This is a genomic window from Streptomyces venezuelae, assembly GCF_008642275.1.
GTDB lineage: Bacteria > Actinomycetota > Actinomycetes > Streptomycetales > Streptomycetaceae > Streptomyces > Streptomyces venezuelae_E.
In genome coordinates this window covers 844,739-859,046 of record NZ_CP029189.1, presented here as the reverse complement: position 1 = coordinate 859,046, position 14,308 = coordinate 844,739, and the positions used below count along the sequence as shown (strand labels likewise).

Below are 14,308 nucleotides of genomic sequence, written 5' to 3'. Positions count from 1 at the left end.
GCCACTCATCTCGCCCTCGCTCGTTCCGCTGCCGCCGTCCCACGGGGACGTGCACGGCCAGGCGCTCCTCTGACCAGAATGATCCAGCCGGGCAAGGAGCACCAACGCAGTACCGTCACGCGGGGTACCCGGCCACCGGGCCGTGCGCGGACGGGGGCGGGCACCGCCCGTCCGCGCGCCGCACCGTCGCGCGGCGGTCACGAGACCGGGGCCTGGTCGAGGAGCGGCAGTTCGCGCGCCAGCGCGGCGACGGCCTGCCGGATCTGGCCGGGTGTGTGGTCGTACGTGACGAAGAAGCGCAGCCTCGCCAGCTCCTCGGGTACGGCCGGATGGAGGATGGGGTTGACGCTGATGCCCTGTCGGAACAGGGCCTCCGCGAGCCGCAGGGTCTTCAGCGAGTCCCCGACGATGCACGGCACGACCGGTGTGTCATGGCTGTCCCCGGTGTTGATGCCGGCCTCGCGCGCGAGGTGGACGAAGAGGGCCGCGTTCTCCGAGAGCCGTGCCACCCGCTGCGGCTCGGCCCGCAGCATGCGCAGGGCGGTCAGTGAGGCCGCGGTGTCGGCCGGGGTCATTCCGGCGCTGTAGACGAAGCCCGGCACGGTGTAGCGCAGGTACTCCACGACCGGGCGGCTCCCCGCGACGTAGCCGCCGCAGCTCGCCAGCGCCTTCGACAGCGTGCCCGACCACAGGTCGACGCTGGAGCGGTCGACACCGTAGTACTCGCCGATGCCACGGCCCGTCCGGCCGATCGTGCCGATGCTGTGCGCCTCGTCGATCATCAGCAGAGCACCGTGCCGGCGCTTGACGTCGACGAGGGCGGGCAGGTCGGCGATGTCCCCGTCCATGCTGTAGACGCCTTCGACGACGACGAGCACCCGCCGGTACTGGTCGCGGACCTGCGTGAGCAGCGCGTCGAGGGCGGTGGCGTCGTTGTGCGGGAAGGGCCGCCGGGTCGCACCGGAGAGCCTGCACCCCTGCAGGATGCTGTCGTGCGCGAGGGAGTCGTGGACGATGAGGTCCCCCGGTCCGACGAGGTGGCCGATCACGGTGACGTTGGTGGCATGGCCGTTGGCCAGGGTGACCGCCGCCTCACAGCCGAGCAGGGCGGCGATCTCGCTCTCCAGTTCCAGGTGGAGCGGCCGGCTGCCGGAGAGCAGGCGGCTGGCGGAGACCGAGGTGCCGCAGCGCTCTATCGCCTCGTGGGCGGCCTCGTTCACCTGCGGGTGGGTGGCCATGCCCAGGTAGTTGTAGCTGGAGAAGGAGAGCAGTTCCCGGCCGTCGACGACGGTCGTGTCCGTCATCGCGCCCTCGTGGACGAGGAAGTACGGATTGGCCAGCCCCGTACCGGAGAGCGTGGCGAAGCGTTCGGTGTGGGCGGTGACCTCGGGGAAGCACTCGATCCGTGTCTGCTCCTCGGGCAGCGGCGCGGCGGCCGCTTCGGTGGCCGTCGGCGGCCCGGAGGCCGGTTCGGGGAGCGGCGGTGCCGGGGCCTCGCCGGCTCCGGAGCGCTGCTCGGGGACGGGGGCCGGTACGGAGTCGCCGCAGCCGCGCGCGATCATCGCGGCGAGCCCGCCGACCGTCGGCCGGTCGGTGGCCGTCGTGTCGCGCGTCCACTGCGGCCACTGCCGCTTGAGGGAGGCGAACAGGTCGGTCAGCATCAGCGAGTCGAATCCGAGGTCCTCGATCAGCAGCTGGTCGTCGCGCAGATGGGCCACCGGGAACGCGCTGACCCGGGCCACGTGCGCGAGTACGGCCTCCGTCACCGTGGTGGACTCCCCGGCCGGCGGCGGTTCCGCGCCGGCCGGCGCCGCAGGTGCCGCGGGTGCGGTGGGTGCCGTGGGGGTGGCGGGGGTGGCGGGCGCCTCGGGCGCCGTGGGGGCGGCCGGGGGCACCGGGGTGGTTTCGGCCGTCGCCGGGGCGGCGACGGCCACGGCCCGGTCCCGCCCGGGAAGGATCTCGGCGAGGCGGGCCAGCAGCGCCGCTTCCGTGGCCGGGTCCGGCTCGGGCAGGGTCTCGGCGAGGCGGGCGAGCAGCGCCGTCTGCTGCTGGACCAGCCGCAGCAGTTCGTCCATCGGGTGGAGCGGCGAGCCGTTCATCGTGGTCTCCTCGGGGGATACGGGCCGGGCCCGGTGGGAGGCGGCGGAGGGGACCGCCGTACCGCGGCGCCCGCGGGGCATCCAGTAGGACTGGGTGGCGAGCCTGGCCACCGGAAGGTCGAGCAGGCGGCGCTCCTCCTGGGGAACCAGCGCGCGCGGGTCGACGGGGGCGCCCAGGACCGCGAGCCGGGCGAGGGCCCGGACGAGGCCCCGGCCGCCGTCCGGCTCCGGCGCGCAGACCTGGACGACCTGGACGTCGCCGTGGTCGGTGAGGTTGCGGCGGACCGAAGTCAGGAGCGAGTTGCCGCCGGTCACCTGGACGAAGACACGTGCCCCCTGGTCGTAGGCGGTGCGCACGGCATCGCAGAACCGGACCGGAGCGGACGCGTGCCGGGCCCACAGCTCGCGCAGCTGCCCGGGATCGCCGCAGACGGCGCCGTTCACGGACGAGACGAACGGCAGTACGGGGCCCCCGACGGGGCGGTCGGCGAGGTCCGCCCGCATCCTCTCGTCGGCGGCGGCGAGCCGCGGCGAGTGGAAGGCGTTCGACACGTCGAGCGCCACCGTGACGACGCCCGCCTCGGCACAGGCCCGCCGCATGGCGTCGAGGCCGTCGGGCGTGCCGCTGACCACGACCTGTCGCGGCTGGTTGAAGCAGGCCAGCCACACGTCGTCGATGCCGTTCACCAGTCGGCGGCAGGTCTCCTTGTCGGTCTGCACGGCGAGCATCCCGCCGCGCAGGCCGCTCTCGGCCTCCCGGAGGGTCGCGCCCCGGTGGACCAGCAGCCGCACGGTGTCCTCGGCGCCGAGGACACCGGCCGCCGCGGCCGCGGCGAACTCCCCGACGCTGTGGCCGAGGACCAGGTCGGGAGCGACGCCGAAGCCGGCGAGCAGCCGCGTGGCGGCGATCTGGACGGTCCCGAGCAGCGGCTGGCACACCTCGGTCGAGGCGAGCCGGCGCCCGGTCTCCTCGCAGTCGCCCCCGGCGGACGCCGCCTCTCCGTACAACAGGTCGCCGATGTCGAAGCCGGCGGCCTCGCGCACCGTCGCGCCGAGACCGTTGACGGTCGCCCGGAAGCCGGGGAACCGCTCGTAGAGGTCCCGCATCATCCCGGGCCGCTGGCTGCCCTGACCGGGGAAGAGGAAGGCGAGGCGGCGCCGCTCGGCCGGCAGTGGGGCGTCGGCGGCGAACGCGTCGTCCCCGAGGTCGCCCCGGTCGCCCTCGACCAGCTGTCCGCGGGCGTGGCGCAGCCGCCGGACGAAGGACTCCGTGTCGTCGGCCACGATCGCGAGCCGGGCCGTCAGCGGCCTGCGGGAGCCGAAGGTGTGGGCCACGGCTGCCAGCGGGGCGGGGTCCGACGTGTCGAGTGCGTCGAGAACGTCGCCGATGTGCTGGTCCAGGAGCTCGGGGCTGCCGGCCGAGAGCAGGACGAGCTGAGGGCCGGTGGCCCGGGCGTCACCGGTGTTCCCGGCGCCGGTGTCCTCGGCGTCCCCGGTGTGTTCCGGGAGACGGACTGCGGCAGCGGCGTGGGCGGGCCGCTCCTCCAGCACCACGTGCACGTTCGTGCCGCCGAAGCCGAACGAGCTGACGGCGGCCCGGCACGGAGCGGCCGAGTCCGGAAAGGGCCGTGCGGTGTCGGCGAGACGCAGGCCCGCGGCGTCGATGCCCAGGCCCGGGTGCGGTGCGGTGCGCGGCTGCGGAACGATCGTCCGGTGGTGGACGACCAGGGCCGTCTTGATCAGTCCGGCGATGCCCGCGGCGGACAGCGAGTGCCCGATGAGGGCCTTGCCCGCGCCGACGTAGCACAGCGCGGGGTCGTCGTCGGGGTACTCGGTACGCAGCCGGCGCAGCGCCTCGACCTCGGCGCGGTCGCCGGTGGCGGTACCGGTCCCGTGGGCCTCCAGGAAGCCGACCGAGGACGGTGCGACTCCCGCGTCGTCATAGGCCCGGCGCATGGCGCGCAGCTGGCCTTCGGGAGCGGGCGCCAGCGGTCCGGGGGACGCGCCGTCGTTGGCCGAGCCGATGCCCTTGATCACCGCGTAGACCCGGTCGCCCGCCGCGAGCGCGTCGGCGAGCGGCCGTACGACGACGGCGCCCGCGCCCTCACCGAGGACGAAACCGTCGGCTCCCTCGTCGAAGGGACGGCACACCCCGGTGGCGGACAGCGCCCGCAGCGTGGAGAAGCCGATCAGGCTGTCGGGGGTGAGGCTGAGGTACACGCCACCGACGACGGCGATGCGGCAGCTGCCCTGGCGCAGCTGGGCGATGGCCTGGTCCAGGGCGACGAGCGAGCCGGAGCAGGCGGCGTCGACGGCGAAGCTGGGCCCGCCGAGGTCGAAGTGCCGGCTGACGGTGCCGGGGGCCATGTTGAGCAGGCTGCCCGGCAGGCTGAAGGCCTGGACGGTGCCGAGCGATCCCGCGTGGTCCCGGACGGCGTCGAGGAGGCCACCGGGGTCTTCGGCGGACCGCCGGGCGTCCTCGGCCAGGGCGATGGCCCGGATGGGGGCCGACATGAGGTCCTTGTAGTCGGACACCGACAGGCCGCAGAAGACCCCGGTGTGCTCCCGGTCGAAGTCGCCGCGGCCCAGCCCCGCGTCGTCGAGGGCCTCGCGGGTGACGTCCAGCAGCAGCCGGTGCTGCGGGTCCATGGCCCGGGCGCGGGCGGGCGGAACGCCGTAGTGCAGGGCGTCGAAACGGTCCACGTCCTCCAGGAAGGCGACCTGGTCGGTGTACGCGGCATGGGGGGCCGACGGGTTGCCGGGCTCGTGGAAGGTGTCGTGGTTCCAGCGCTCCTTCGGCACGGCGGAGAACTGCCGTTCCCCGCTCAGCAGGAGCTTCCAGTAGGCGCTGATGTCGGGAGCGCCGGGGAAGCGGCAGCCGAGTCCGGTGATGGCGATGTCGGTCATGGGAGTTCTTCCTTGCTGTGAGGGGGACGTACGGGGACGTGGAGGGGGAGGGGACGGGGGTACGGGGTACGGGGGCGGTGGTCAGTGGCGCGCGCGGGCCGGGGTCCGCGGGGCGGGCCGGGCCGTGGGACACCGGCGGACGGGCGCAGGGGGCGGCCGGGACGCCGGGAGCGGCTCCCTGCGCCGGATGGGACGCGGAGCCCACCAGTTCAGGCCGCCCGCCAGGCGCATCAGCGCCGGTACGAGGACACCCCGTACGAGCGTGGCGTCGAGGAGGACGCCGAGACCCGCTCCGATCCCGAAGAACTGCAGGAGGGACACCTGCGAGGTGCCGAAGCTCAGCAGGGTGAAGGCGAGCAGCGCGCCGGCGGTGGTGACGATGCCGCCCGTGCGGGCCATGCCCGTGACGATCGAGCGGGCGTTGTCCTGCCCGGCGTCGTGCGCCTCCTTGATCCGCGCGAGGACGAACACCTCGTAGTCCACCGAGAGTCCGAAGACGATGCAGAACAGCAGGACCGGCATGGTCGTGCTCAGAGGTCCCGGCGTGAAGCCGAGCAGCCGGTGGAGATGGCCCGACTGGAAGACCCACACCATGGCGCCGAGGACGGCCGCGAGGCCCAGCGCGTTCAGCGCGATGGCCTTCAGCGGCAGCAGCAGACTGCGCGTGAAGCCCAGCAGCAGCGCGAAGGTGGTGACGGAGATCAGCGCGAGCGCCAGCGGGATCCGGTCGCCCACGGTGGCCTTGGCGTCCACCAGGACGGCGCTCGGTCCGCCGACGAGCACCTCGGTGCCCGCGGGAGCGGGGACCGCACGGATGTCGTGGACGAGCTGCTGGGCGGCGTGCGACTGCGGGTCGACCAGCGGCACCACGGAGAGCCGGACCGGTCCGTCGGCGGCCTCCCGGGGGGTGGCGGCGGCCGAGCCGGAGACCGCTGCCCGCTCCCCGTACCGGAAGCCACCGTCGGGTCCCAGCACCTGGGCGACCTGCGGGAGCGCGGACAGGCGGCGGGCGTACTCCGCCCGCTCCGGCGCGGGGGCGCTGTCCGCGGTGACGACCGTCAGCGCGCCCGGGCCCTTCATGTCGAACCGCTCGCGCACCAGGTCACCGGCCTGCCGGCTGGCCGCGCCGGGCGGCAGCGCCCGGTCGTCGGGGGTGGCGAAATCGGCGTGCGCGAAGGGGGCGGCGAGCAGCACCAGCAGACCGATCACCGGCAGCGCCGCGACCAGGGGGCGGCGTACGACGATCCGCGCCAGCCCCTCCCAGAACCCGGACCGGGAGCCGGAGCGGACCTTGCGGCGCCACGGCACGGCCCAGGCGTTGACCCGCTTCCCGAGCAGGGCGAGCAGGGCGGGCAGTACGGTCACCGCGCTCACCGCGGCGATCGCCACCACGGCGATGCCCGCGTAGGCGAAGGAGCGCAGGAAGTACGGCGGGAACACCAGCAGCGTGGCGAGCGCGGCGGAGACCGTCGCGGCACTGAAGGCGATGGTGTGGCCCGCGGTGCGTACGGTCCGTACGGCGGCGGTGCTCGGGAGGAAGCCGGCGGCGAGTTCCTCGCGGAACCGCGAGACGATCAGCAGGCCGTAGTCGATGCCCAGCCCCAGGCCGAGCGCGGTGGTGAGGTTCAGCGCGAACACGGACACGTCGGTGACGCTGCCGAGGACGCTCAGGACCAGCAGCGTCCCGGCGACGGCGAGGACCCCGATCAGCAGGGGGAGGGCCGCGGCGACCACGCTGCCGAACACCAGGACCAGCAGGACCAGGGTGCCCGGCAGGACGACGGTCTCGGCCCGCTTCAGGTCGGACTCCGAGATGTCCTGGAGCTCGGCGTCGACCAGGGCGCTCCCGCCGACGTGCACCGTCAGGGCCCGCCCCGCAGCGGCCGGGGCGGCCAGTTCCGCGCGCAGCCGCTCCGCCCGCGCCGCGAGCTCTTCCCCCTCGCCGTCCACGTGCGCGACCAGCATCGCGGCCCGGCCGTCTCGACTGCGCAGCTCCGCCGCGCCACCGGTCCAGTACGAGGCCACGGCGCTCACGTGCGGCTGCGCGGCGAGCCGTCCGGTCAGCTCCTCGCCCGCGCCGCGGGCGGCCGGGCCGTCCACGGAGCCGGCGGCGCTCTGCGCGACGAGGACCAGGTTCGGGGAGGATCCCAGGCGTTCGCCGGCCAGGTGCGCGGCGCGGCTGGACTCGGACCGCGGGTCGTCGTACCCCTGCGTCTTCAGCCGTCCGGTCGCATCCGTGCCGAAGAGGACGGACAGGACCAGGAAGACGAGCGCGCCGAAGAGGACGAGTCGGGGATGACGGGTCACGAGGGCCCCTGCGCGGCGGAACATGGATGCCTCCGGTACGGACGGCGATTCGCTCCTGCTCTCCCGCAGGAAGGTCGGTATCCACCGTGCCCGGAGGCGGTACGGGGCCGTAGTCCCGGCCATTCGTACCTTGACAGGAGCGGAGCGGGCGGCCTCCCGGGGCGTCGGCACGCAGGGTGACATCGTCCGCCGGCGGGTCACTCGATGTGGTGGGTCCTCGGTGGGAGTGGCGGCGCCGGGGTGCGTCCGGCGCGCCCGCCGCCGACTATGGGCGGCGTACCACCCCCACTGCCGTTGTCAGGAGCTCACCATGCTGGAGCGCAAACTGCGCAAGGACCGCACCGAGGTCACCTTCATCCTGCCCGTCGACACCCCGCCGGGACCGGTCAGCGTGGTGGGCGACTTCAACGACTGGCAGCCCGGTGTCCACACGCTGGCCCGCCGGAAGGACGGCAAGCGCGCCGTGACGGTCGAGCTGCCCAGCAAGAGCACGCACTCCTTCCGGTACCTGGCGGCCGGGGACTACTGGTTCAACGACGAGAGCGCCGGGGACCAGGACGGCCCCAACAGCCGTCTGCACACCTGACGGTCCGGACTCCTCGGAAACCGGAACGCGCCCCGGCCATGGGCCGGGGCGCGTTCTTGCGACATCCGTCGGGTAAAGCTAGGTTAGGCTAACCTAATCGATCAACAGTGCATATTTGGGGGCGAGTTGGTTGCTCCTCACTCCCGTGTGCCCGTTTTGTCTATCGACAGCACGCCATGGAATCAGCTTAGCTTTGCCTAAGTTCCGGTCGCGGCTGCGCCGGCGTGCCGACCTGTCCGGCCGGTGGCGGACGCCACCGGCCATGCCTCCCCCCCCCCGGTGGACCGAAGGGATGACGTAGAGCGACATGGGCACGATTGCAGTGGAACGCCCCGTGCCCGGGGGCGTGGCGGAGGCCCGGCGGCGGCGGGTCGCGGGCTCGGTCGCCCTGGTGCTGGTCCTGCTGGCCGCGGTGGTGGTGTCGCTGGCCGTCGGCGCGCGGGCGCTGACCCCCGCCGAGGTGTGGCGCGGGCTGTCGGCGGCTCCGGATCCCGACCAGCGTCTCACCGAGATCCGGCTGATCGTGCGGACCGTACGGGTGCCGCGCACGGTGCTCGCGGTCGTGGCGGGTGTGGCCCTGGGGGTCGGCGGGGCGCTGATCCAGGGGTACACGCGCAATCCGATCGCCGACACGGGTCTGCTGGGCGTGAACTCCGGCGCCTCCTTCGCGGTGGTGCTGGTGATCGCCCTGTTCGGGTTCGCCAATCCGTTCCAGTACGTCTGGTTCGCCTTCGTGGGCGCCGCCGTCGCCGGCGTCGTCGTCTTCGGACTGGCGAGCATCGGCCGCGGGGCCGGCAATCCGCTGACCCTCGCGCTGGCCGGACAGGGGGTCACGGTGTTCCTCGCCGCGATGACCACGGCGGTCGCCCTGTCCGACAAGGCCTCGCTGAACGCCCTGCGGTTCTGGAACGCGGGCTCCGTGGCCGGGGTCGGGTTCGACGTCATCTGGCCGGTGGTCGCCTTCGTCGCGGCCGGGCTGGTGCTCGCGCTGATCACGCTGCCCGCCCTCAACCTGCTCAACCTCGGTGACGACGTCGCGCGGGGGCTGGGAGTGAACATCGCACTGAGCCGGACCATCGGCATCGCCGCCGTCACCCTCCTCGCGGGAGCCGCTACGGCGGCGTGCGGCCCCATCGCCTTCCTCGGCCTGATGGTGGCCCACCTGGCCCGGTACCTGACCGGCCCGGACTACCGCTGGCTGGTGCCGTACGCGGGCCTGCTCGGCGCCGTCGTCCTGCTGGTCTGCGACATAGCGGGGCGCCTGCTGGTGCGGCCGGGGGAACTGGACGCGGGGGTCGTGGTGGCCCTCCTCGGAGCCCCCTTCTTCGCGGTCCTCGTGTGGCGCGGAAAGTTCAAGAGCGCATGACCGGGACCGAGGTGAAGGCATTGGCAGCGGTGCCGCCGGGTGTGCGGCTCGGACCCGTCTCGTTCGTGTGGCGGCCCTGGGTCGTGTGCGTCACGCTGCTGCTGGCGGCGGCGGCCTTCCTGGTGTTCTGCGCGTCCATCGGCGTCGGGGAGTTCCCCATCGGCCTGTCGCGGGTGATCGCCACGGTGGTGGGCGGGGGCGAGCAGGTCGACCGGTTCGTGATCATGGACCTGCGGATGCCGCGGGCCCTGGCAGGGCTCGTCGTGGGCGTCGCGCTCGGGATCTCCGGGGCGATCACCCAGTCGGTCGCGCGCAATCCGCTGGCCAGCCCGGACATCCTGGGGATCACCGGGGGCGCCGGTGTGGTCGCGGTGTTCCTCGTGACCGTGTCGGGCGGGACCGCCGCTGCGGTCGTCGACTCCGTGGGCCTGTCCGGTGCGGCGCTCGCGGGCGGCCTCGGCACGGGTCTCCTCGTGTACTTCCTGGCGTGGCGGCGCGGGATCGACGGCTTCCGGCTGATCCTCATCGGCATCTCGGTGAGCGCCGTGACGGAGGCGGTCACGGCCTGGCTGCTGGTCACGGCCGACATCAGGGACGTCGCCCGGGCCCAGGCCTGGCTGGTCGGCTCGCTCGACAACCGGTCGTGGGACGACGTGGGCGTGGCGCTGTGGTGCACCCTCGCCCTGACGGCCGTCGTGACGGTGGTCGCGTTCCAGTTCAAGCCGCTCCACCTCGGTGACGACGTGGCCGCCGGACTGGGCGTCCGGTACACGCGGGTGCGCGCCGTCCTGCTGCTGTGCGCGGTGCTGCTGGCCGGGGTGGCGGTCAGTGCGGCCGGCCCAGTCCCTTTCGTCGCACTGGTGGCGCCCCAGGTGGCGATGAGGCTGGCGAAGTGCCCGACACCGCCGATGGCGGCCTCCGGGATGGTCGGAGCCCTGCTGCTGATCGGGGCGGACCTGGTCGCCCGTACGGCGCTGCCGATCAGTCTCCCGGTCGGTGTGGTGACCGCCGTGATCGGCGGTCCCTTCCTCATCTACCTGCTGGTGCGGGCCAACCTCCGTTAGTCGGCGGCCCCACGGACCGCCGGACCGTAAGACCTTCCGACACCGGATCCTCGGGATCCTTCGGACATGCCTGAATCAGGGGGAGTTGTGGCCGTATCGCAGATCGCCGGGATCGAGTCCGGTGGAGACGGAGACGGAGACGGAGACGGGGCCGGGGCCGGGGCCGGCGCCGCACGGCTGGCGGCCAGGGGGGTGACCGTCGGATACGGCGGCCGGGTCGTCATCGACGACCTCCACGTGGCGATCCCGCCGCAGGTGATCACCACGATCATCGGCGCCAACGGGTGCGGGAAGTCGACCCTGTTGCGGACCCTGTCCCGGCTGCTCAAACCGACCAGCGGATCGGTCGTGCTGGACGGCGAGGACATCGGCCGGCTCAGGACCAGGGACGTGGCCAAGAAGCTCGGCCTGCTGCCACAGGCGCCCGTGGCGCCGGAGGGGCTCACGGTGGCGGACCTCGTCGCCAGGGGTCGCCATCCGCACCAGAGCTGGCTGAGGCAGTGGTCCTCCGACGACGCCGACGTCGTGGCCCGGGCACTGGCCATGACCGGAGTGTCCGACCTGGCCGACCGCCCGGTCGACGCGCTGTCCGGCGGGCAGCGGCAGCGGGTGTGGATCTCCATGACGCTGGCTCAGGGCACCGACCTGCTGCTGCTGGACGAGCCGACCACCTATCTGGACCTGGCGCACGCGATCGACGTGCTCGACCTCGTGGACGACCTGCACGAGTCGGGATGCACCGTGGTCCTGGTGCTGCACGACCTCAACCTGGCGACGCGTTACAGCGACAACCTCATCGTCATGAAGGCCGGTTCGGTCCTCGCCCAGGGACACCCCCGTGACGTGATCACCGCCGATCTGTTGTACGAGGCGTTCGGGCTGCGCGCCAAGGTGATCGACGACCCCGTGGGGGACCGGCCCCTCATCGTGCCCATCGGGCGCGCCCACGTGCACGCCCCCTAGATCAAACAAAGTTACGCCGCGAGTAAGGCTAGGCTAGCCTCACTTGGTCGCGGTAGGGTTTGGCTGCCCTCGGGCGGAACTGCAGTGGACGGCACGAAAGCAAGGGATTTCGGATGCTTTTCCATCGATCGACACGTATGAAGCCCTGGCAGCGGTTGGCGGCCGGGGTCTCTGCCGCGGCCCTCGGTGTCGGCCTGCTGGCCGGATGCGGTTCCGATTCGGCGGACCAGGCCGACAAGAAGAGCGACAACGCCCCGGCCGCCGGGGGCACCTTTCCGGTCACCGTGGAGCACGCCTTCGGATCCACCAAGGTGGAGAAGGCTCCCAAGCGGGTCGTCTCGGTCGGCTACACGGACGACCAGGCCATCCTGGCGTTCGGCATCAAGCCGGTCGGCATGGTCGACCAGTACCCCAACCCGCCGGGCACCTCACCCGACATCAACACCCAGTGGCCGTGGGTGAAGGAGAAGTGGGGAGACACCCGCCCCGAGGTCGTCATGAACAACGGCGACGCCGGCCCGAACTACGAGAAGATCGCGGCCCTGCGGCCCGACCTGATCATCGCCGTGTACTCCGAGATCGACCAGGCCGGCTACGAGAAGCTCTCCAAGATCGCCCCCACCGTGGGCCGCACCAAGGCCGAGAAGGAGCCGTTCAGCGCCCCCTGGCAGGACAACGCCGTCCACATCGGCAAGGCGCTCGGCCAGGAGGCCAAGGGCACCGAACTGGTGAAGGGCATCCAGGACAAGCTCGACGCGGCCAAGAAGGCCCACCCCGAGTTCGCGAACCAGACCGCCGTCCCGCTGTCCTGGTACAAGGACTCGGTGGCCCCCTTCACCACCACCGACGTCCGCGGCCGGCTGGTCACGGGCATCGGCTACAAGGGCCAGACCGAGATCGACAAGATCGCGGACGGCAAGTTCTACACCACGCTCTCCCCGGAGCGCATGGACCTCGTCGACGTCGACCGCATCTTCGTCATCGCCGACAAGGCGGACCAGGAAGCCCTGAAGAAGTTCCAGCTGTTCACCAACCTGAACGCGGTCAAGAACGGCAAGGTCTCCTACCTCCTCGACAGCGAGGGCCCGGCCGTCGGCGCGGCCATGTCCCAGGGCACCCTGCTCTCCCTGCCGTACGCCATCGACGAGCTCGTCAAGTCGGCCGGTCAGGTGTGAGCCTCACCGCCACGCGCGTCCCCCCGCCGACCCTGCGCACGACGACCGGACGCGAGGCCACCCGCTGGGTCACCGCGCACTGCCGCGAGGTCCCGTGGCTGACCCTCGCCACCGTGTTCACCACGGTGGCGGGGGCAGCCCTCCAGGTGCTCCCGCTGCTCCTGCTCGGCCGGGTCGTCGACGGGGTGGTCGCGGGCGGACCGCGCTCGGTCCTGGTCACGACCGGGGTGTTGATGGTGGCCGCCGCGCTCCTCGGCGCGGCGGCCACCGCCCTGTCGACGTACCTCATCGGGCGCCTCGGCGCGGACCTGCTCGCCCGGCTGCGCGAAGGCGCCGTCCGGGCCGTCCTCGGGATGCCGAGCGCCCGGGTCGAGCAGGTCGGCCGGGGCGACGTGCTCTCCCGGGTCGGCGACGACGTGGCCGTGCTCTCCAAGGGCATCAGGACGGCCGTCCCCACCGTGTTCTCGGCGGGGGTGCTGGTCGCCATCGCCACCATCGGCATGTTCGGCCTGGACTGGCGGCTCGGTCTGGCCGGCGCCTGCGCACTGCCCGCCTACGGGCTGGCCCTGCGCTGGTACCTGCCGCGCTCCGCCCCGCTCTACCAGAAGCAGCGGGCGGCCCAGGCCGACCGCGCCCAGGCCCTGATCAGCGGACTGAACGGGATAGACACGGTCCGGGCGTACCGCCTCGAAGGGGCCGTCCGCGAGAAGGTCACCCAGGAGTCGTGGCGGGTACGCGACCTCGGCATCGAGGTGTTCCGGCTCTTCGGCCGGTTCGTCGGCAGGGAGAACCGCGCCGAGTTCATCGGTCTGGTCCTGATCATCGTGGTCGGGTACGCCCTCCTGGAGGCCGACGCCGCCAGCCTCGGCGAGGTCTCCGCGGCCCCGCTGCTGTTCCACCGGCTCTTCACCCCGCTGGGCTCCATCATGTTCACCTTCGACGAGGCCCAGAAGTCGGGCGCGAGCCTGACCCGCCTGGTCGGAGTACTGGAGGAGGACGCGGAGGACCGGCTGGTGGGCGCCCTGGCGGGGGCGGTGGACGGACCGCCCCCGGTGGCCGTCGAGGTGGCGGGACTGACCTTCCGCTACCCCGGCTCCGAGGAGCCCGTCGTCCGGGACGTCGACCTGACGATCCCGGCCGGCACCTCGCTCGCCCTGGTCGGGGCCACGGGCGCGGGCAAGTCCACCCTGGCCGCGCTGATCGCGGGCATCGGCACCCCGCAGAGCGGATCCGTACGGATCGGGTCCACCGACCTCGCCGGTCTCGACGAGGCCGGGGCACGAGCCCTGGTCAGCATCCTGACGCAGGAGACACACGTCTTCTCCGGACCGCTCGCCGAGGACCTGCGCCTGGCCGCGCCGGAAGCGACCGACGCCCAGCTGACGGACGCCCTGCGGACGGTCGGCGCCGACGGATGGGTCGAGGCGCTCTCCGACGGGCTGAACACCCCGGTCGGCGAGGGCGGCGAACGCCTCGACGGGACCAAGGTCGCCCACATCGCCCTGGCCCGGCTCGTGCTGGGCCGCACCCCCGTCGTGGTGCTCGACGAGTCCACGGCGGAGGCGGGCAGCGAGGGCGCGGCCGACCTGGAACGGGCCGTGCTCGCGGCGTGCGCGGGCCGGACCACGCTGTTCGTGGCACACCGGCTGACCCAGGCGATGGCGGCGGACCGGATCGCCGTACTGGACGCGGGACGTGTCGTGGAGCAGGGGACGCACGAGGAGCTGGTGGCCCAGGGCGGCCGCTACGCACGACTGTGGCGGGCCTGGCGCGAAGGCAGCTAGGCAGCCCCGGGTTCGGCTGGGTCACCATATCGATCAGGAAAGGGCGTTGAGCCTCCG

General features: G+C 72.9%; 8 protein-coding genes. 6 read left to right on the top strand and 2 right to left on the bottom strand.

The window, feature by feature from the left end; genetic code table 11:
• Nucleotides 1-197: 197 nt before the first annotated feature.
• Together DEJ51_RS03780 and DEJ51_RS03775 are read right to left on the bottom strand one after the other, a co-directional pair.
• Nucleotides 198-5,006: a type I polyketide synthase gene (locus tag DEJ51_RS03780; RefSeq protein WP_190620187.1), complete on the bottom strand. Its 4,809-nt coding sequence runs from the start codon at nt 5,004-5,006 to the stop codon at nt 198-200.
• 81 nt (nt 5,007-5,087) lie between these two features.
• On the bottom strand, nt 5,088-7,313 hold the full coding sequence (locus DEJ51_RS03775; protein WP_223835649.1) for an MMPL family transporter: 2,226 nt from the start codon (nt 7,311-7,313) through the stop codon (nt 5,088-5,090).
• A 310-nt stretch (nt 7,314-7,623) separates the two neighbouring features.
• Here DEJ51_RS03775 and DEJ51_RS03770 point away from each other — a divergent pair, with 310 nt between their 5' ends.
• From DEJ51_RS03770 to DEJ51_RS03745, 6 genes are all read left to right on the top strand, one after another.
• Nucleotides 7,624-7,899, top strand: a complete 276-nt coding sequence (locus DEJ51_RS03770; protein WP_030384091.1) for an isoamylase early set domain-containing protein — start codon at nt 7,624-7,626, stop codon at nt 7,897-7,899.
• A gap of 307 nt (nt 7,900-8,206) precedes the next feature.
• Nucleotides 8,207-9,265, top strand: a complete 1,059-nt coding sequence (locus tag DEJ51_RS03765) for a FecCD family ABC transporter permease (protein WP_150256242.1) — start codon at nt 8,207-8,209, stop codon at nt 9,263-9,265.
• A complete protein-coding gene (locus tag DEJ51_RS03760; RefSeq protein ID WP_150256240.1) occupies nt 9,262-10,329 on the top strand; it encodes a FecCD family ABC transporter permease in 1,068 nt (355 codons plus the stop codon). Before DEJ51_RS03765 ends, DEJ51_RS03760 begins: the two co-directional genes overlap by 4 nt.
• A gap of 66 nt (nt 10,330-10,395) precedes the next feature.
• Entirely contained in the window at nt 10,396-11,292 is an 897-nt protein-coding gene (locus DEJ51_RS03755) for an ABC transporter ATP-binding protein (RefSeq protein ID WP_223835648.1), read from the top strand.
• A gap of 113 nt (nt 11,293-11,405) precedes the next feature.
• Nucleotides 11,406-12,467 carry an iron-siderophore ABC transporter substrate-binding protein gene (locus tag DEJ51_RS03750; protein ID WP_150256238.1) on the top strand — a complete coding sequence of 354 codons (1,062 nt, stop codon included), beginning with the start codon at nt 11,406-11,408 and terminating at the stop codon, nt 12,465-12,467.
• A complete protein-coding gene (locus DEJ51_RS03745; RefSeq protein ID WP_150256237.1) occupies nt 12,464-14,251 on the top strand; it encodes an ABC transporter ATP-binding protein in 1,788 nt (595 codons plus the stop codon). Before DEJ51_RS03750 ends, DEJ51_RS03745 begins: the two co-directional genes overlap by 4 nt.
• Nucleotides 14,252-14,308: the final 57 nt, after the last annotated feature.

Excerpts from the sequence above, each read along its gene's own strand:
- DEJ51_RS03780 (WP_190620187.1), bottom strand. The coding sequence starts at position 5,006 with ATGACCGACATCGCCATCACCGGACTCGGCTGCCGCTTCCCCGGCGCT.
- DEJ51_RS03770 (WP_030384091.1), top strand. The coding sequence starts at position 7,624 with ATGCTGGAGCGCAAACTGCGCAAGGACCGCACCGAGGTCACCTTCATC.
- DEJ51_RS03765 (WP_150256242.1), top strand. The coding sequence starts at position 8,207 with ATGGGCACGATTGCAGTGGAACGCCCCGTGCCCGGGGGCGTGGCGGAG.
- DEJ51_RS03760 (WP_150256240.1), top strand. The coding sequence starts at position 9,262 with ATGACCGGGACCGAGGTGAAGGCATTGGCAGCGGTGCCGCCGGGTGTG.
- DEJ51_RS03755 (WP_223835648.1), top strand. The coding sequence starts at position 10,396 with ATGCCTGAATCAGGGGGAGTTGTGGCCGTATCGCAGATCGCCGGGATC.
- DEJ51_RS03750 (WP_150256238.1), top strand. The coding sequence starts at position 11,406 with ATGCTTTTCCATCGATCGACACGTATGAAGCCCTGGCAGCGGTTGGCG.